At 39.9% G+C, this 19,936-nt stretch carries 13 protein-coding genes and 1 pseudogene; 5 read left to right on the top strand and 9 right to left on the bottom strand.

The annotated features are described in order from the left end of the window. Nucleotides 1-84: 84 nt before the first annotated feature. A pseudogene (locus V7K44_RS07280) lies at nt 85-1,263 on the bottom strand (DUF3352 domain-containing protein); the annotation flags it as partial. Nucleotides 1,264-2,366: 1,103 nt separating this feature from the next. Here V7K44_RS07280 and V7K44_RS07275 point away from each other — a divergent pair. The 3 genes from V7K44_RS07275 to V7K44_RS07265 all read left to right on the top strand — a co-directional run bounded on the left by V7K44_RS07275 (nt 2,367) and on the right by V7K44_RS07265 (nt 7,635). After that, nucleotides 2,367-5,009, top strand: coding sequence for a M1 family metallopeptidase (locus tag V7K44_RS07275; RefSeq protein WP_334930037.1), 2,643 nt, complete (start codon nt 2,367-2,369; stop codon nt 5,007-5,009). Between the two features lie 499 nt (nt 5,010-5,508). Next, nucleotides 5,509-7,242 carry an ABC1 kinase family protein gene (locus V7K44_RS07270; protein WP_334930035.1) on the top strand — a complete coding sequence of 578 codons (1,734 nt, stop codon included), beginning with the start codon at nt 5,509-5,511 and terminating at the stop codon, nt 7,240-7,242. A gap of 18 nt (nt 7,243-7,260) precedes the next feature. Next, entirely contained in the window at nt 7,261-7,635 is a 375-nt protein-coding gene (locus tag V7K44_RS07265) for a hypothetical protein (RefSeq protein WP_334930033.1), read from the top strand. A 55-nt stretch (nt 7,636-7,690) separates the two neighbouring features. Here V7K44_RS07265 and V7K44_RS07260 read toward each other — a convergent pair whose 3' ends face one another. The 8 genes from V7K44_RS07260 to V7K44_RS07225 all read right to left on the bottom strand — a co-directional run bounded on the left by V7K44_RS07260 (nt 7,691) and on the right by V7K44_RS07225 (nt 17,823). Then, nucleotides 7,691-8,719 (bottom strand): Npun_R2821/Npun_R2822 family protein, encoded by a 1,029-nt coding sequence (locus V7K44_RS07260; RefSeq protein WP_334930031.1) that lies wholly within the window; start codon nt 8,717-8,719, stop codon nt 7,691-7,693. Between the two features lie 16 nt (nt 8,720-8,735). Beyond that, nucleotides 8,736-9,626 carry an Npun_R2821/Npun_R2822 family protein gene (locus tag V7K44_RS07255; RefSeq protein WP_334930029.1) on the bottom strand — a complete coding sequence of 297 codons (891 nt, stop codon included), beginning with the start codon at nt 9,624-9,626 and terminating at the stop codon, nt 8,736-8,738. A 3-nt stretch (nt 9,627-9,629) separates the two neighbouring features. Then, entirely contained in the window at nt 9,630-10,610 is a 981-nt protein-coding gene (locus tag V7K44_RS07250) for an Npun_R2821/Npun_R2822 family protein (RefSeq protein WP_334930027.1), read from the bottom strand. A 3-nt stretch (nt 10,611-10,613) separates the two neighbouring features. Next, entirely contained in the window at nt 10,614-11,573 is a 960-nt protein-coding gene (locus V7K44_RS07245; RefSeq protein WP_334930025.1) for a glycosyltransferase family 10 domain-containing protein, read from the bottom strand. A 31-nt stretch (nt 11,574-11,604) separates the two neighbouring features. After that, a complete protein-coding gene (locus tag V7K44_RS07240) occupies nt 11,605-12,822 on the bottom strand; it encodes a glycosyltransferase family 4 protein (protein WP_334930023.1) in 1,218 nt (405 codons plus the stop codon). Nucleotides 12,823-12,890: 68 nt separating this feature from the next. Beyond that, a complete protein-coding gene (locus V7K44_RS07235; RefSeq protein WP_334930021.1) occupies nt 12,891-15,131 on the bottom strand; it encodes an ATP-binding cassette domain-containing protein in 2,241 nt (746 codons plus the stop codon). 41 nt (nt 15,132-15,172) lie between these two features. Beyond that, nucleotides 15,173-16,336, bottom strand: coding sequence for a glycosyltransferase family 4 protein (locus V7K44_RS07230; RefSeq protein ID WP_334930019.1), 1,164 nt, complete (start codon nt 16,334-16,336; stop codon nt 15,173-15,175). A gap of 122 nt (nt 16,337-16,458) precedes the next feature. Continuing rightward, nucleotides 16,459-17,823: a glycosyltransferase gene (locus V7K44_RS07225; RefSeq protein ID WP_334930017.1), complete on the bottom strand. Its 1,365-nt coding sequence runs from the start codon at nt 17,821-17,823 to the stop codon at nt 16,459-16,461. Nucleotides 17,824-18,250: 427 nt separating this feature from the next. Between V7K44_RS07225 and gloB the strand changes: the two genes are divergently transcribed. After that, complete coding sequence (gene gloB / locus V7K44_RS07220) at nt 18,251-19,024, top strand: hydroxyacylglutathione hydrolase (RefSeq protein WP_334930015.1); 774 nt, start codon at nt 18,251-18,253, stop codon at nt 19,022-19,024. A gap of 353 nt (nt 19,025-19,377) precedes the next feature. Further along, nucleotides 19,378-19,836 (top strand): 50S ribosomal protein L9, encoded by a 459-nt coding sequence (rplI, locus tag V7K44_RS07215; protein WP_334930013.1) that lies wholly within the window; start codon nt 19,378-19,380, stop codon nt 19,834-19,836. The last annotated feature ends 100 nt before the right edge of the window (nt 19,837-19,936 follow it).

Genomic DNA, 19,936 nt, shown 5'->3' with positions numbered 1-19,936 from the left:
ATCTCGTAGTGCATATCGGCGCGTCATCTTTTTCCTGTTATTTATCTTTCTTCACCTGTTCTTATTCCACTTTACCTAATTGATGACACGCCCTAATACTCCTTGATTTGATGGAATCGCACCAAAGGCAAATTCCCCATTCATCCAGCCAAAAATATCCTTATCTAGGTCTAGATTGGCGAATTTCAGTTGTCCTCGCGCTTGTTCCAGAGCTTGCTTCATTTCTGGATAATCTTTTGATTGCTCTACCAGCACTTCCCAACCACGACTGATACCATTTCCGCTAATCAGAGCGAAGGTATCGGCAGGAAATTGCCCGACTATATTCCCAGGGCTTGATTGATACTGAAATTTATTTAATTGCGGATCTAAATTAGCGATCGCTTTTACCCTTACTCCCGCATCATCAACTCCAACACCCGCTACCACAGATTTTATCTGCTTCAATTGCGTCAGGGTTTGTGGAGGTAACTGCTTTGCCTGCGGATTTCCAGCAGTTAATTGCTGTATCATCCCAACATAGTCTGGTACATAAATTTGGGCAAGGCTGTTTTTAACATCCACTCCTTTAAGAATGCTGCTAGCACCTTCTTTACTCGCAAAAGAAGACTGTCCCTTAAACGTATCAATTGCTTTTTGTACAGCTTGCTTTTCAGGAGCTAATACTAACTGACTATCATTTAAAACTACGCTATACGTCGGCTTGCCATTTTGTGTAGTTTCGACAATTTTTTGACCTTGATAGTCAGATTCCTGTAATTTCACCCCTTTTTGTGACTTTAATTTGTTAGCAAAATTCAACGCGCTGAGTTTGTCCTTGATTCCCACCACTATCAGGATATTTGATTCCTGCTGTAAATTTGTTGGTACATCAGGTGTCCCAGAGGGCACGTTTAACTGTGCCGGTTTTACAGGATTTGGTGGCAGTACAGCAATCATGACACCACCAGCCCAAGGCTTTATGTCTTTTTCATAAGAAATGTTACTGTCACTGAACATTTGCTTATTGAAATCTTCCAAACCTTTTGCTACTAACTTTTGTGCTTCTGGAGTGCCGAACTGCTGTAACTTTGCCCAAGCTTCAGAGTCAGTAGTAATGTAAGTTGCCATCAGTGCTGTTGAAGGCACTACTTTAGCACTGCCTAGAGCGTCTGAACTACCTCCTGGTGAGCCTTTGAAGTACATATAAGCCGCTATACTTCCGACGACAACGACAGCAGCACCAACAGCAGGAATGAGAAATTTTGATTTACTTTCAGGCATTTTGTTATCCTCTTTTGCTCAGATTGTCACCGAGATTTATACAAGTGTCACTGTAGAGTTTTCGGATTTATAATATTTCCGCTAATCCATCGCTAGACTAACCTATGACAAAAGGATTCAGCCGCACACTCGTTGGCAAGCTGCACGTCTACCCCCTCTTTGCTGAAAATTGTTGCTTTTGACATCCATCATTAATTGGATATTAATCATAAAAATTCTCACTTAAATCTCATGTCTCAATTAGCAAACATCCAACTTAAAAGTGATTTTTCACCACAAATGGTGTTTCTGCAAATTAAATACATAGCAATCCTATCTGATTTGTAAAAATTGCAAGGGTAAGATTCTCGACTTCTCTAATAAGTTGAGAATCTCATTGTTTACGAATGATTTCAGATTGCTATAGCACTTGGATCTCGCAGTCCATCTATACAGCAAACAAGCTAGCGATGTCTACGACGGGCTACGCCTACGCCGATTTGTTAAAGAAGTGAAGAGGATTTGACAAGTGCAACGTCAATCTACAAGCATTACCTCTGAGGGACTTTTACATGCACTCGCCAGTATGGGAGTTTTTACGGAGACAGAAATCTGTTATTGTACTCTCACACAACTGGTATCCTGCATTTAGTTTCAACTCCAGTTGGTATTTACTGATAAAATTAGTAATCCTACAAATTAGCGGTCTAAAATTACTCTCAAAAATACTTCAACCAGATGAGGAGCGAATCTGCAAATGATATGCTGTTCATTTTAAACAAAATAGCGTGTTCAGCAGCAAGCTATCCTAAAGTTATAAAAATAATTAGGAGTATTTGTACATTAATGAGAATCTATCGAGGTGCAAGAGACTCTTGACTCAATGCCAAAAAAGTGCAGAACATCAGCAAAAGTAAATGCGGCAGGGATATGGAAAAAATCCCAGGATCGGTAGCCGATCTTTGGAAGTTCGGATGAGATTAATTTCAATCTCCCAATCCCAAAGGTGAGAAGTCACCTTCATAATGCCCTATTCATTTGGGAAATACATCAGATACCGCTATTTTACTTAACTACATCCAACCAAGCCAGACTTTTCAGGATTACAAGGTCAGTAAGCATCAATGTCGCAGTCTTATTTTGATACAGATAATAACGGACACAAACCTTTTGAGTTACCGGGAGCAAGACCACACTACAACCCCGATCGCCCCGGACAGGTAGAGCATATTTTTCTCGATCTCAGCTTGGATATTCCCAAGCAAAGCTATCAGGGCAGTTGTAGCATTCGCCTTTTGCCAATCCGTAATGGTATTGATCGTTTGACTTTGGATGCTGTCAACCTAAATATCGAGTCTGTGCAGGTGGACGAAGTGCCACAAAATTTTGACTATGACGGCGAACAGCTTTCCATCCAACTATCTCAGGCAACCCAGATTGGTAAACGCTTGCTGATTGCGATCGCCTACTCGGTGGCAAAACCGCAACGCGGTATTTATTTTATTCAACCAGATAAGCACTACCCAAACAAGCCTACTCAAGTTTGGACTCAAGGCGAAGACGAAGACTCTCGCTTTTGGTTTCCCTGCTTTGACTATCCAGGACAACTATCTACTTCGGAAATTCGCGTCCGCGTTCCCAACCCTCTCGTGGCGATTTCCAACGGCGAATTAATTGACACGATAGAAGATGGTGATTACAAAGTCTATCATTGGTTACAGCAACAAGTTCATCCTACCTACTTGATGACTTTAGCAGTAGGTGATTTTGCTGAAATTCGAGATGAGTGGAACGGTAAAGCTGTCACCTACTATGTCGAAAAGGGACGGGAGGAAGATGCTAAACGCAGCATGGAAAAAACTCCCCGAATGATCGAATTTTTGAGCCAAAAGTATGGTTATCCATACCCTTTTCCGAAATACGCCCAAGTTTGCGTCGATGACTTCATCTTTGGCGGCATGGAAAACACTTCTACAACACTGTTAACAGACAGATGTTTGCTGGATGAACGCGCTGCCTTAGATAACCGCAACACTGAAAGTTTAGTCGTCCACGAACTCGCGCACCAGTGGTTTGGTGATTTGGTGGTGATTAAGCATTGGTCTCATGCTTGGATTAAAGAAGGGATGGCTTCTTATTCTGAGGTGATGTGGACAGAACAGGAATATAGTTTGGAAGAAGCAGCTTACTATCGTTTATTGGAAGCTCGTCGTTACTTAAGTGAAGATAGCAGTCGTTATCGCCGTCCAATGGTAACGCACGTTTACCGAGAAGCTATTGAACTTTACGATCGCCACATCTACGAAAAAGGATCTTGTGTCTATCACATGATTCGGACCCAATTGGGAGATGAGTTGTTTTGGCAGGCAATTCAAACATTTGTCCAAGATAATGCCCACAAAACCGTAGAAACAGTAGACTTACTCAGGGCGATTGAAAAGGCAACTGGACGTAATCTTTTGTTTCTGTTTGACCAATACGTTTATCGTGGTGGTCATCCCGATTTTAAAGTAGCTTACTCTTGGGATGGAGATGCTAATTTAGCAAAAATTACAGTCACTCAAACCCAAGCTGCTGAAGGTAAAAATGGCAGTAAGGATTTATTTGATTTAAAAATACCTATTGGTTTTGGCTATACCCAACAGGAAGAAGTGAGGAGTGAGGAATTAGGAGTTAAAAATAATTCCAAACTCATAACTCCTAACTCACAATTCAAAACTTTCACCGTCCGGGTGAATGAACGCGAACAAAGCTTCTACTTTCCCCTAGAAAATAAGCCCCAATTTATTAGCTTTGATGTTGGAAATAATTACCTAAAAACAGTAGCTTTAGAATATCCAATCGCGGAGTTAAAAGCACAGTTAGAATTCGATCCCGACCCGATTTCGCGTAGTTATGCAGCAGCAGCTTTGGCAAAAAAAGGCGGGTTAGAAGCTATCAAAGTACTGTCTGTATCGCTAAAAAATGACCCATTGTGGGGTGTGCGCGTGGAAGCCGCGAAACAACTAGCCAAAATTAATTTAGATCAAGCCTTTGATGGCTTAGTTGCTGGCTTAAAAGATAAAAATGCTTACGTGCGACGATCTGTAGTGGAAGCACTTACTCAAATCAAAACTGCTGAAAGCTATAAAGTTGTGAAAGGGCTGTTGCAAAAAGGCGATCCCAGCTACTACGTGGAAGCAGCAGCTTCTCGTGTAATCGGGGCGATCGCATCGGCCAACTTGGAAGAAAAACCCAAGGAAGACAAGGTATTAAAGCTGCTGAAATCCGTTTTAGAAGAAAAGGCGGGCTGGAATGAAGTCGTGCGGAGTGGTGCGATCGCCGGTTTAGCTGAATTCAAAACTTCGGAAGCAGCTTTAAATCTGCTCCTAGAATACACCAAACTCGGTGTGCCACAACCCCTACGTTTAGCTACAATTCGCGCTTTAGGAAAGATTTCTGTCGGTCAAAGTTCGGCTAATTTGGAACGGATTTTAGAAAAATTAACAGAACTAGCCAAAGAAAGCTTCTTTTTAACGCAAGTGTCGGTAGCAGCAGCATTAGGACAAATGGAAACACCTAAAGCAGTGGGGATTTTGCGATCGCTAGCTGAACAGACAGCTGATGGGCGTGTACGTCGCTCTGCTGAAGAAGAAATTTCCAAGGTGCAGAAAAACATTGGTTCAGAAAAAACCCTGCGTCAATTGCGTGAAGATTTCGACCAACTCAAACAACAAAATCAGGAATTGAGAAGCCGTTTAGAAAACTTGGAGGCTAAATCTAAATAGCACTACATGATAATTAAAAGTCGGTAATTGGTAATTGTGGCAAAGCTACTACCAATTACCAAGGTTTTAGTTGATGCTGTAATTTTGTTGTGGACACATAAAATATTTTATTTTCCACTTAAATCACAGGTATAAATAAACATAGTATCAAGATCCCCGACTTTTAACATAAGTCGGGGATCTTTATGTTGTAAGCGGTTACTGAGTTTCAATTTGCATATATAGGTACATATTTATATTTATATAAATTCAAGTTAAGAAAAGATAAAATCATCAAAAAGATGGATAATTAGTTGTAGTTTTATAAAGTATAATTAAGAAAAAGATAAACAAATCTAGGCAGTAACAGATGCTAAAATCGCCTGGAACGCTATCCCAAAGGGTAGAGTTCTAGTTGTTTTAGATAAAAGACTACCGCTATCCTGAGCTTACAACCAACTTGTGGGTTAGGAGAAAAACAATCATTGTAAATTTTTCAGTTGAAGAGGCAAAAAAAGGCGTGGGTCAGTATCAACCTGCTCAACTAAAACTCTATAATCCAGATGCGATCGCTCGCTACTATAGTTACCGTCCTTGGCTAGCCTGGGGGCGAGTGCTGAGAATTATCTCCTCTTTTGCAGGATTTATATTCAATCTGAAGTGGGACGAATGGCAAGATAAAGTTGAGCAGAACAAGGGTAAACGAGCTATCCAGTTGCGAGAACTGCTCACCCGCCTCGGCCCGACTTTTATTAAAGTTGGTCAAGCCCTCTCTACTAGGCCTGACCTGATACGCAAAGATTTCTTAGAAGAACTGATCAAGTTACAAGATCAGTTACCACCTTTCGATAATGCGATCGCTTACCAGATTATCGAAAGTGAACTAGGTCGTCCAATTCACGAAAGTTTTAGCGAACTTTCACCTAATCCAGTCGCTGCTGCTAGCTTGGGTCAAGTTTACCGGGGTCGTTTGGTTAGCGGCGAAGAAGTCGCCGTGAAGGTGCAACGCCCCAACTTACATCCGGTAATTACACGCGACCTATATCTGATGCGTTGGGCAGCAGGTTGGCTAGCTCCTTGGTTGCCTTTAAATCTCGGTCACGACCTAACTTTAATTGTGGACGAGTTTGGCACGAAGTTATTTGAAGAAATTGACTATATTAATGAAGGCCGCAACGCCGAGAAATTTGCTAGCAACTTCCACAATGACCCACAAGTAAAAGTTCCAGGAATTTACTGGCGTTATACCAATACCCACGTTTTAACCCTGGAGTGGATTGACGGCTTCAAGCTGACGGATACTCAACGCATCCGCGAAGCAGGTGTAGACCCAGAAGCGATTATCCAAATTGGTGTAACATCAGGATTGCAACAGCTTTTAGAATATGGTTTCTTCCATGCTGACCCTCATCCCGGCAATTTATTTGCTGTAGCCGATGGTCGTATGGCTTATATTGACTTCGGCATGATGGATCAGTTGGAAGAAAGCACCAAAGAAACGCTGGTCGATGCATTAGTGCATTTGGTAAATAAAGACTATACCGACTTAGCCGAAGACTTTGTAAAATTAGGGTTTCTGACTCCAGACACGAATATTTGCCCGATAGTGCCAGCACTAGAAGCGGTGCTAGGAAACGCTATTGGCAAAAATGTCAAGGATTTTAACTTCAAAACTATTACCGATGAATTTTCGGAACTGATGTACGAATATCCTTTCCGAGTTCCGGCCAAGTTTGCTTTGATTATTCGTTCTCTAGTTACCCAAGAAGGTATTGCCCTTAGCCTTAACCCCGATTTCAAAATTGTTGAAGTGGGTTATCCCTATATAGCGCGGCGGTTGCTGACAGGAGAATCGCCGGAATTAAGACGACGATTATTGAATGTGTTGTTCAAAGATGGTAAATTTCAGTGGCAGCGGTTAGAGAATTTGATTGCGATCGCTCGTAGTGATAACAACTTTGATGTATTGCCCACAGCTCAGATGGGGTTCCAATACTTAATGTCCGAAGAAGGCAAGTTTCTCCGGCGACAGTTGGTGCTTGCTCTTACCGAAGATGACCGCCTGCACACCGAAGATGTCCAAAGGCTGTGGAACCTGGTTAAAGATGACTTAAAACCGGATCGTTTATTAAATGTAGCGATCGGGATTTTAACAGAGTTATCCAGAGAAGGGGCAGCCGCTATCCTGCCAAAAACGACATTAATTGGGTCTTTTGCTGATAACCAGTCAACAAATAAAAGTAAAAGTTTTTAATATAAATTAGGAGTTTTCATGTATTATTTTCCTGAGCAACCGCCTTACTTTCTGTTACTTGTTGGCTTTTTGATAGCATTAACATCTGGTTTGGCATTATCTGGCACTTTGAAAGTAATTGTGCAGAACTGGCCAAACGAACGAGCAGAAAATACTCAGCCACGTTCCTCACTGAAACAATTAGTTGTACCATTTATCGGCATAACAGGCGGTACTTGTCTATTTATGTCTTCAGGTTTAGAGATATTTGGCTTTCCCTCATCCTTGGCTTTAGGAGTCGGTCTACCAATTAGTCTGTTTACTTGTTTGCTAGTTTGGTTGCAGCTGGGAAGTATGATGACTTTTATAGAACGCGAAGGTATGCAATCTTTAGATTTAGATTCTTTTTCTTAAATAGTAGAAAATTAATATTTTAAAATTAAAGAGAGTTTCAGACTCTCTTTAATTTTTATTGAGCAATTCTATGCTTGAAGTTGCGATACTTTAGCTTAATGTTGTTTATTCTTTGCTGAATAAAGCTACTAGTGGACTTTTGCAGAAGTGTTAGCTTGCTTGGGCGCTTAAAGCTTTGAGGACGTTTTTCAGGTGATTTTAAATAGCGATAATATAAGAAAACATCGCGGTAAGCAATATCAACATCTTCACCTCCACAAAGCCTCGTAAAAGCTGAAGAAGATACACTCATATAGTGTAAGTATGTCAATTTCTGCCCTTGGTCGTAAAGAATATTATCTACAACATCAAAATTAGAAGTCCAATGGCAACCGGTTGCTTTACCGTGATAGGCGTAATTGTAGTAATAAATTCCACTACGTAAAACTAAATAGTTGAGAACTGTTTGATCGGAATCTGCCCATGCCAGTGCATCAGCTTCACCTGCTTCTAAGTTTGCTAGTAGATTTGCTAAATTAGCATCATTAAAAACACCTTTTTTAGAAGCAAACCAACCAGAACAAAAAATTTGATTCCTAATATCTTCTATAGGAAAAATCTCTGCTAGTTTATCTTCTGTCCAGTTGAAAATATAATTCAAATCGGATCTATATTGAAAGTCATTTGTAATCCAATCATATTCATCCAACTTTTGATAAACATCATCGAGTGATTTCATCAACAAGGTATCTCCATCAAAGAAGATAAATTTGTCAAATGGGCCATCTAGACAGCAGAGTTTTCGATGTCTTTCTATGCGATAATTCTCTGGCAAACCATATTTTCGCCATAGCTTTAACGCCCTTGGGTGAGCTTTCCAGATACGAGAGCCAAAGTTCTCCCAGTAGGCTATAGAATCAGAATTTTCAAATAAAGTAACATTATCTCTAGATGCAATTTCTGCCTTTACTTTCTCTAGCTGGTCATTATATGGAATTACACAAACAGGAATTTCTCTACCAGCATTAGCTTCTATGCTGTTGAGCAAAGCAACTAGTTGGTCATAGACAACATCATTCGCTAAGGTGTAAATACCATCAATCATTGTAATACTCCTAACATTAAGTACGCGCAGAAACAAAGGGAAATAAACGGCGAGTCAGTTTGGGAATGAAGGCAAATTTACCCTCATGAAGATAGCGATAGTGTTCCCACAATTGCCAATAGGGACTACCAGTTTTCATCCGCGTACCAGCCCAGTGGAGATATTTTAGTCGTTGTCCTCGGTCATAGAGGGCGTAATCTTGCTGTTGAAAATTTCGTGAACCTGCCCAACTACCAGGCCCTCCTCCAGGAATTTTGACGAGATTTCCACGTTTAGAAATTAGTTTGAGAACAAGATAATTTAGAATGGGTTGGTCTGTAACTCCTTCAGAAAAATCGAAATATTCGCGATGTGCTGCACACTCGCGTAAAGCTTCATCCATTTGTTGTTCGGTAATAGCTCCTTTTCTCGAAGCCCAAAAACCACTGTTGAAAACATCTTGAAGTTGGGCATCGGAAAAAATTTGCTGATCTTTCACAAATGGGGAAAAAATATTTCGCAGCTTTTCATTAGCATGATGGTAATCACAGCAGAAGAAATCGACTTCTGCAAGTTTGTCCAAATTGTCGGCAATTTTTTCAAAAACGACAATATCCGTATCAATATAAATAAATTCATCTAAAGGCCCAAACCACGCTACCAGTTTTCGCATTTTGTTGGGTAAGGCGAGGAAATCTCGGTCAAAAATTTCTCCGATGCGTTTGGTAAATGTTTCAATAAGTTCTAAATCTGGGAAAACTTGAACGTTGTGTAAGGTAGCAAGCTGTTCTGCTACCTTGTGATAATTGTCATTAAAAGGTATGAGATAAATGGTAACTTCTGGGTCATAGTAACGAATGCTATTGAGTAGAGCAATAGCATTATCGATAACGCGGTCATTGGCAACTATATAAATGCCCCTACTCATAAATTATCCTTGGTTAATTAACTTAAGTTTTTGCAAAGCTCTGGTAAGTAAATTTGGTACTGGAGCGTCATTATAATTTTTAGGAGGACTGGTAAATACTGGACGCTTTTCTGGTTCATGTAAGTAACGATAATAGAGAAATAACTCTCGATAGGGAAACTCAATATTTTCTCCCGCACAGACTGCTTGATTAATATTAGGAGGAATCCCAATGTAATGGAGATAAGTTAGTCTATTACCGCGATCGTAAAGAATATGTTCTCGTTCTTCAAAGTGTTTGGAGCTAGCAGAACATCCTGTTTTTTCATTATCTGGTAATTGGCGGGCAAAGTTATAAATAGAAAGATTAGACCTCATTACCATGTAGTTGATTAATGGTTGTTCGCCAGCACCACCATACAAAATTTCTGAATCGCCATTTTGTAAATTTGATATTAGCCAATCTCTTTTTTTTGAGTCAAATAGCCCTTTTTTTGCGCCATAAAAGCCTGAGCAAAATATTTCGGAATCAATGCGTTTTTGCTCAAAAACTTTTAGTAATTTGGGAGAATTAACATTATATATTTTACTAACATCTGTAAATTGAAAATCGTAGACCACAAAATCATAACTATCTAGCTTTTCAAACACTCCTGCGAGTGAGTTCATTACCAAGGTGTCTGCATCTAAATAGATAAACTTCTCGAATGGCCCATCAAAAGCACAAAAACGACGGTGAGCGCCATACAAACGGGATTTACTTCGATTCAATCGTTCTGGGGCTGCTGCCAACATAAATTGATCCCAGCGGTTGATTGATTCTTGGTCATCGTAAAGAAATACATTAGGGCGTTTAGCTATTTCATCAGCAATTCTTTGTGTCCGATCGTCGAAAGGATAGATACAAACAGGAGTTTCTGGACCTAAGATAACATCAATACTGTTGAGCAAAGCCACCAGTTGATCGAAAACATAATCATTGCCGAGGGTACAAATACCATTCATAATTTATGAGTGTTTCTCAACAAAGTTTGATAACCAGTTAAGCAGGTTTAATTTGTGTAAAATGATTTGACGTGCTTCTGCGATCGCATCTTTGGCAGCATACCAAGCATCAGGTGTTGCTGTCACTTCTTGGATGTAGGCAATGCCTTTTTCATCTAAACTGGGCAACCGCAAAAAACTACCCGGTGGCAATAATTTATCAGCAGCCGGGCCACCATAGTAAATTGGTAAACACCAAGCAAGTAAACTATCCCAAAGTTTCTCACTCACATACCAATTATTATCAGCATAGTTTTCAATTGCCAGATTGTAATAGTATGGTGCCATGCCATACCATTTGTTACCTAGTTCTCCCGAACTGTTTGCCCATTCTGGTAAGTTACGCCCATACAAATCAAATTTCATACCACTTGATTGCAAAGATTGTAAAAAATCTAAACGCTGGCGATGGTTGGCTGTGCGGCTAATTCCCGAAGTAATCCAACTACATGGGGCAACTTTTGGGGGCGGTGGCATTTCATTTAAATCTTGAAATGAATTTGAGTGATACCAAATAGCAGGCATATAGTCAGGAATGGGAGCAAAATCATCGGGACCAGAAACGTAGCCGCAATACTTCTGGGCTTCTTGATAATTATGATTAGTTATTTTTACAACCTCATCTAAAGGCGGTTCTCTGAGCAAATAAATAATTCGCTCTTTGTTGACACCACGCAGTAGAGATTCAACATTTACTACTGGTTTTTGCTGCTGTTTGCGAAAATTATCTAACCAAGATTTTTGCGGCGATGCTTGGGGAAAATCAAATTGATATAGCAACATAAAATCTGGCTTTTGTGCCATTTTCAACATTTGCATATTCTTCCAAATACCAAAGTAGTGCGGAGTTTGTTGCCATAGCCAATCTTTGTTTTTAGCAAGACCTGAATAGCTGCTAATCATGCCAACAGTTTTAATAGTCATAAATCGTATTTATTCGGTTATTTTTGTACCGTTACCCTAAAATTGGTGGACGCCGCTCTTCTTCTACATAGCTTAATATTTTGGTAATTCTATTCTCCCAAGAAAATTGCTGGGCAAAATCTATACTAGCTGCATAACCTTCTACTTTTCTCGGATAAGTTTCTAAAGTATGTTGAATAGATTGGGCAAGTTTATGCGGGTTATCTGGTGTACACCAACTGGCAATCAAAGGTGATGTTTTGAATTCCATTAAAGGTGGAATCTCAGTTGCAACTATAGGAGTGCCAGCAGCCATGTACTGAAAAAACTTCACTGGATTCGTGAAATCTGCTGATTTTCCAGCGCAGTGAGGATGAACCAAAATATCAGCTGCCTGAAACAAGCTGACTAATCGTTCTCGTGGAAGTATCCAGCCTAAGAATTTAACGTTTTCGACATTTTTATCTCTGGCTATTTGTTGATATGCTTGTACTTGTGCTTCTGTTCCTCCTGTGATAATAAACTGAATTTCTGGCAATTCTTTAGCAGAATCAATTAATAGATCGACTCCTTTGAAAGGATACAAAGCACCTGAATAGACAGCTAAATGCTTCCGTCCATTTATAAGTAATTCTTGCCGCCACCTTTCGGCTTCTTGGGGCTGTCTGATTGAAAATGATTGATTGAATCCGTTATGTAGCCAAACTACTTTTTCCGGTGGCATTCCATTTTCTATTAGACTTTGCCGGATGGGTTCGGACTGAGTTATGGCTATTTTAAAATAGGGACTGTGGATGATATCTTGCTCAAATTTTCGATCTTGAAAGTAGTGACGTTCATAGATTGTAGGAACTTTATTTTTGACTGCGGCTTTCACAAAGTTCCAATCTCGCGTGTGGGCAACTTTAGTATGAGGTAGGATATGAACTGGTAAATAATATTTGGTTACTACTGTACTGGAATTGGTAAATTTACCACCGATTCGATTGATAGGCCAAGGCATTGGCAATGCTGCAACTTTGAGCTTTTCTTGAACATCGTAAAATTCTATAAATTCTTTACCGGGTTTTTTGGGTTGATAAGGATAAATTAACGATAGTAAATTAACAGAATAATTTTTTTTATCTTGATAAATTAAAACTGAGGAGTAGCCTAAGTTAGCTGCTGCGTTGGCACAAAGAACATCATGAATTTCGTGTGCTGTGTCCGGCTTTAATGATAGCTCTCCGGTGTAAAAAATATATTGATTTTTCTTTGAAGAATTTATCATTTTTTTTGGGGATGATAGGTTTTTAAAGATTGTGGTATAAGTATTTTTGTTCCTGACATTAACTAAAATTAAATTTTATTTTCAAAAACTTTTAATATATCTAATAGGTAAATAGCAGATTGATAAGATTCTGCAATTAATAGATTTTGTTTTTGGGGTTCGGATTCTAATTTATCGGCTAGCAAGTGCAGAGAGCTAATCAGAGGATAGAGACGCGTGCGAAACTCATCCGAAATATGACTAAAGTTTTGATACTGGTTATGTTCATCTTGATTTTGGTCTATATCTGACGATAACTGCCAGTTAATTTTCAAGTTAACTACATCGCTGAAGAGATCGATGGCGTTGAGAACTCTTAAAGCTGAGTTGTATGATTGGTCAATTAATTCCTGGCGCTCTTGGGAATTGTCTACTAGATCGTCAACTAATAGTCCCAGGAAACCAATCATTGAATTAAGCCTTGTACGCAGTTCGTGAGAAATGCGGTTAAAGCTGGGATTAGTTTTGGTGGAAACTTCAATCTGATCGGCAAATTGCATTGAGTAGAGGCGTGAGTAGTAACCACCTTTTTGTAAAAGTGCTTCATGGGTTCCCACTTCTACCACCTGTCCTTGATCTAAAACGGCAATTTGATCGGCTTTTTGGACTGTGGAAAGGCGGTGAGCAATTACCAGGGTTGTGCGATCGCGACTCAGATCGTCGAGTGCAGCTTGTACTAAGCGTTCGGAAACGGTATCTAAAGCGCTGGTGGCTTCATCTAAAATCAAAATTTCTGGATTTTGCAGGAGGGCGCGAGCGATCGCTAATCTTTGCCTTTGTCCACCAGATAACATGACGCCGCGATCGCCAATTTGGCTGTCTAATCCTTGAGGTAATTTATCAATAAATTCATAAGCATTTGCTCGTTTGGCTGCTGAGATAATTTCATCTTCACTAGCTTCAGGTCTTCCATAAGCAATATTATTTCGCACCGAGTCATTAAAAAGAAATGTATCTTGACTGACAATTCCCATGTGTGTTCTGAGAGATTTGATATCAAAATCACGCAGGTCTGTGCCATCGATAGAGATACTGCCAGATGTCGGATCGTAAAATCTGGGTAAGAGGTCAGCTAAGGTTGACTTACCTGCACCAGAACCACCTACCAAAGCGAGAGTTGTAGCACGGGGTAAAAATAAACTTACATCTTTCAGGACTAACTTTTCATGACTAGGGTAGGCAAAGGAAAGTGAATTAAAACTTATTCCTTTTTTTAATTCTGTGTATATAATATTACCGTTTTTCATAAACGGCTTGCGATCGCGACTTAAAAACTCACTCACTATTTCTACGCTAGTAGCACTATTGGCAAAGCTACTACGAAGACTATTTAACTGAGAGACCAAAGGCAGCAGTCGCAGTAATACTAATAAATATGTCAGTAGTACCGTTGAAATAAAAGAAACTTGGTTGGCAAAGAAAGTTTTACTCAAAAATACAATTAGAAGTAAGGCTATAACTCCCATCACCTCACTTATCGGCCCGATCGCTTGTGAGTTTATCTGAGATTGAAAATCTGCTTTCTCGCGATCGCGAATTAATTTGGTAATCTTTTCATATTCTCTGTCTTCATTGGCGGTTGACTTTACCAAACGAATTCCATTCAATGTTTCTAAAACACTGATGGAATAAGATGTAGACATTTCTGATAGTTGTTGACCAAATTTCTTCGCTCTACTAATTGTGTATTGATTGATTAATGTTATAAAACCCAACAAAATTGTTGCTGCGATTGTTAACTGCCAAGAAATTGCTAATAATAAGCCAACGAAAACTAAAATTGTAATTATTAAAATAATTAAATTGATGATAGTGCCAATAGCACTTGAAGTTCGGGCAGTTTCCGAACCAAGGCGATTAATAATATCGCCTACTTTCATTTTTGAATAATAATCTATATCAATATCTAGCAATAACTCTAAGCTAGCTTCGCGAATGTCCGCATTTAATCTCCGAGTGAAAACGCTCGATGCCAAAATACTACAATAACTAGATAAGTTTTTTAAGAAAATTATAAATATAATTGTTCCAGCCATTCCCAAATTACGATAATTTTCGGGAAGATTATCAAATGGGAACATCACAGCTTTCAGAATCGGAGGAAAACCAGTTAAATCTACTGGTTGTCCGACAATTCTCAAAATTACTGGCACAATCAAAGTCACACCTACACCATTAAATAAAGCACCAGAAAATCCCAACAGCATCGTTAGGACAATTAAACCTGGATAGGGTTTGGCGAATCTTAGTATTAGTTTTCTGGTAGACATTGGGTATTTTTATGCCAATTTAACTTAATTATTAATATTATTCACAACTGAGCAATTACTGACTTTAGCGTAGAAGCCATAGCCTCTATGCTATAGTGTTCCACACATCTTTCTCTTGCCTTGATACCTTTCTGGCTTGCTGACTCTAAATTCTGAAAAATCAATTGAATTTGTTCAGCAATTTGCTCAGGACAACCAGGCTCGACTAAATAACCAGTATCACCTAAAAGTTGGGGAATATCTCCAACACGGGTTGATAATACAGGTTTAGCCATTGCCATCCCATCTGTCAACTTCAAGGGAAATTGAGCGCGAGTTTCTGGAGTATCTCGTTGGGGAACAACTACAATATGAGCAGCTGCTACCAAATCAGGCATAACGTCGGCTGGATACTTAGGTAATTTGATAATCCAACGTCCCCACTTTTGTTGAAGTTGTTTATCATAATCATCATAAGGACTACCACCTACAATTACTAATCTCAAGTCTGGTTGATTAAGTTTATCGAGCGCGATGAGAACATCTTCTAAACCTTTATAAGGTCTTGGCGCACCGGGAAACATTAAAATCCGATATTCAGATAAACCATAACGATTCCTACTGGACTCAGGATCGTATTGAGTGGGATCGAATAAAGAAACATCTTTGCCATTCGGAACAAATGTACCACCAAAACGCTGCTGCAAAAATTTAGTATGCACTGTCACAGCATCAGCGTGACTTACCAAACCTTCCATCCATTTCACATATAAAGTATGATGAGGATTTTTGAGTGCGCCCTGTGGTTTCAATAAGTCCCTAGCTAATTCTTTGGGTGTAGGATGATAATGCCAGTTATCACCGCCATGCCAGCTGAGTTCCCAATCATCTATGTCTAAAATTAATGGCTTTCTAGTGAATATTTTCCTTAATAGTCCAACTCCAAAACTTGCTAGTTGTGGTTTGATAGCATAAATTATATCGCCATTTATTTTTGGTAAAAATTTTTGGATTTCTCCAAAAAACTCTGGGAAGTCTTTGCCTGGTAAGTTATAAACGTTGAATTCGGATGGCAAATTTAAATAGAAGTTCTTTCCAAATAAAAAACCCATAATTTCAACTTCATATCCTAACTGATTGAGAGCTTTTGCTATCAAGTATGCACGCAGAATCGCTGCACTTGATAAATCTGAAACCAACAAGGATATTTTAGAAAATTTTCTCACTATTTTTATACTTATTTTTATTTAGTTTTCCCAGGATTTGTCAGCTGTTGCTAAATCTGCAAATAGTAATTTAATTTGTTTTGTCGGAGTTAGAGCAACTAAATAAATTAGTTGTCAATCCATCAAGATACAAAATTTTTCTGAGGAATTTTTAATATTTCATGGTAAAGTGCCAACATCTCTGAGGCAACAGTATCCATTGTACGTACTGGTTGGATACCTTGACGTAATTTAGCTAGTAAATCGGCGTCTTTGGCTAAAGTTGCGATCGCTTCAGCCCATGCTTGGACATCTTTGGCTGGAACTAACCAACCATCGATGCCGTGACGGACTAACTCAGCAATCCCTCCTAAATTTGAACCTAGTACGGGAATGCCCATAGCTTGTGCTTCTAAGGCAACTATGGGGCCAGTTTCTAACCACTGCGACGGTATTGCTAGTATATCGAAACCGGCTAATGCGTCTGGTACTGCTTCGCGTGAAAGTGGTTCAGCAATCCGAATCCGGCGATCGCATCTCGCGATCGCCATAACTTTTTCACGATTGGCAGCCCCGTATTTTCCCGGATGAGTAGCATGAAGAATTAGCTCTACAGGTACATCATTCGGTAGACTATGTACGGCTTCTACTAAAACTTGTACCCCTTTAGTTTCTTGCCAGCGACCCAAAAAGCCGATTTTTAATGTAGAGTTATGTAGTTTGTTTGGTGTTACTTCACGTTTGAAAGTGTTAGCAACACCTTGCCGAGAGACAGTAAGTTTTTCGGGAGGAACATTGTTTGCAACAAAAGCATTGTATTGCCAATTACTCGTTACAACAATGCGATCGGCTAGTTTTGCTAGTTGCATCAAATTGCGTCTATGTTGAGACACTAGGGTAGGAATACCAAGAGTTTTACCAAGTAGACGCAGCTTGAAATTTTTCGAGGTAAGTAATTTTGTTTCTGCTGCTATGCCAACCTCCAAGGGAACTTGACTAAAAGCCTTGAGCATCCAAGGCGATACTTGTTTTGCTACTCCCAAACATTGACTACAATTAACAGAGTCAATCAACCCATTGCAAGGTTCTTCACCCCAGCGCATCATCGTACCACGCAGACATATAGGCTCAGGTATGTGTACAGTAACTACAGTAGCCATCCCTAACTGGCGGGCGAGAGCAAGATGATGTAAACCGCAGTCAAATCGCCATGAATGTTGATGATAGACATTGGCTCGATTGTTTTCTAGCCAATTAGCAAAATTTTTAAAGCCGCCGTGGGGTAGCTGCTTGTGTACCTCTATCTTACTGGGGTTAGGAAAAACAGGATAACGATAAACTGAGATGCCATTGTATTCGTAGGTATCTTCTTCTGTACCTTGTTTAGGAGCAGCAACAATACTTTCTAGTCCATGTACTTGTAAGCCATGCAGTAGTGAATCTAAGTATACTTCGGCACCGGCTGATGTATCAGGAAAATACCAGCTAGTTGTATGGATTAGCTTCATTTATGAACCTGCAAAGAAAAAATTGGAAAGCTCATCTTTTTTTACCACGATTGATTGCTCTATTTAATCGTTATTAACATCTATCTTTTATAAATAACCCAAAGTGAATCTATAAGATTCCGTATTAACCGTATTAATAGTTAGTATGTACAAATAAAAAATTTTCGATGACTGATTTGGTGTTTTTGAGTAAAAAAGACAATTTAGGACAAAAAGAACAGAATAAATCTAACTTAGCTTTTACACTTCCTCCCAGAGAAATTTTACTGATATACCCAAATCATAATTTATAGTTACTTATCATATTTTTAAGTATTATTACGGTTGTGTACTATCATAGTATTTATGGACTTTCTCAACCTTTTCTCACTGAGATATTTAAGATTGCTGATAAATTCCAAAGTACTTACTTGAAAGGGAGATATTAATGCAAGTAATCAGGCTTGAGGCACTCTCGGATAACTACATATTTTTGCTGGTAGATCGCCAGCAACAAATTGCTGCGGTTGTCGATCCAGCAGAGGCTGAACCAGTACTAAAGCAACTTGCACAGTTAAAAGTTGAGTTGGTAGCGATTTTCAACACACACCACCACAATGACCATGTAGGTGGCAATCAGCAATTAATAGAACACTTCCCGCAACTAACAGTCTACGGTGGCGTCGAAGATCGCGGGCGAATTCCCGGACAGCAGGTGTTTTTGCAACAAGGCGATCGCGTTCAGTTTGCAGATCGCATAGCTGAAGTTATTTTTGTTCCCGGACATACCCGCGCTCACATCGCTTACTACTTTCCCCCCGAAAAAGCTGGTGAGACAGGCGATTTATTTTGCGGCGATACGTTATTTTCTGGCGGTTGCGGTCGCTTATTTGAAGGAACACCAACTCAAATGGTAGATTCTTTAAGCAAACTGCGCTCTTTACCAGATGATACGCGTATTTGGTGTGCCCACGAATACACTTTAGGAAATCTGCAATTTGCCCTTACTGTGGATGGCGACAATGCCGACTTACAAAAACGCTTCAACGAAGTGAAAACTTATCGTAGTCGAGGAGAAGCTACCATACCCTCGCTGCTGGGAATGGAGAAGCGAACCAATCCCTTTTTACGTTGGGATCAGCCATCATTACAATCAACCGTTAAGGGTAGCGATGGAGTGCAAACCTTTGCGCGGATACGGGAAATGAAAAATAAGTTTTAGATATTGGGCATTGGGCATTGATTATTCTCCCCTGCTCCCCTGCTCCTCTGTTCCCTCATCCCCCATTCCTCCAACTTTCTAGCGCTAACAGTTGCGATCGCACCCTTCCTTTCGCTAGGATCTGTAAGCTTTAGGGTATGGGCAAAGCTACTTGAGACAATATACTCATTTCAGGAGTTCTAAGTTCTGAAGAAACATTCGTGATTCAGGACTCTACTCAGTAGGGGCTAAATCCTAGCTATCTGCTAACAGCACGGGCTATACGCCCCGCTCCGCTAACAGCACTGTTTTAGTGAGCTATGCTGCCCAAACCCACCCAAATTAATTAGATTTTACAGGAAAAACCAAAAACGATGGCGAAACGTGTGCAGTTAGTTTTAAATCAGGATATCAGCAAGCTGGGAAAATCTGGCGACTTAGTGGAAGTAGCTCCTGGCTACGCTCGTAACTATCTGATTCCCCAGAAATTGGCAACCAATGCTACTCCTGGTATTCTCAAGCAAGTAGAACGCCGTCGCGAACAAGAGCGTCAACGGCAATTAGAACTCAGACAACAAGCTCTTGAGCAAAAAGAATCTTTAGAAAAAGTTGGCAACTTGACAATTGCCAAGCCAGTTGGTGAAAACGAAGCAATTTTCGGTACTATCACCACCCAAGATGTTGTAGATGCAATTAAGGCAGCTACTGGTCAGGAAATCGATCGGCGTGGTATTACCATCCCTGATATTAATCACCTTGGTACTTATCAAGCCGAAATCAAGCTGCATTCGGAAGTAGCGGCGCAAGTCGATATTCAAGTAGTCGCTAGTTAACTCAGAAGAGGCACAAAGGGACGCAAAGATGTAGGTAGGGATGAGGATGAGGGAACAAGGTAAGTAAAAGTGAATAACTCCTAACTCTTGTACAGACGCG

This window comes from Nostoc sp., from assembly GCF_036917235.1.
Lineage (GTDB): Bacteria > Cyanobacteriota > Cyanobacteriia > Cyanobacteriales > Nostocaceae > Nostoc.
Note: the sequence above shows the minus strand (reverse complement) of the source record. Positions and strands in the feature narration are given on the sequence as shown.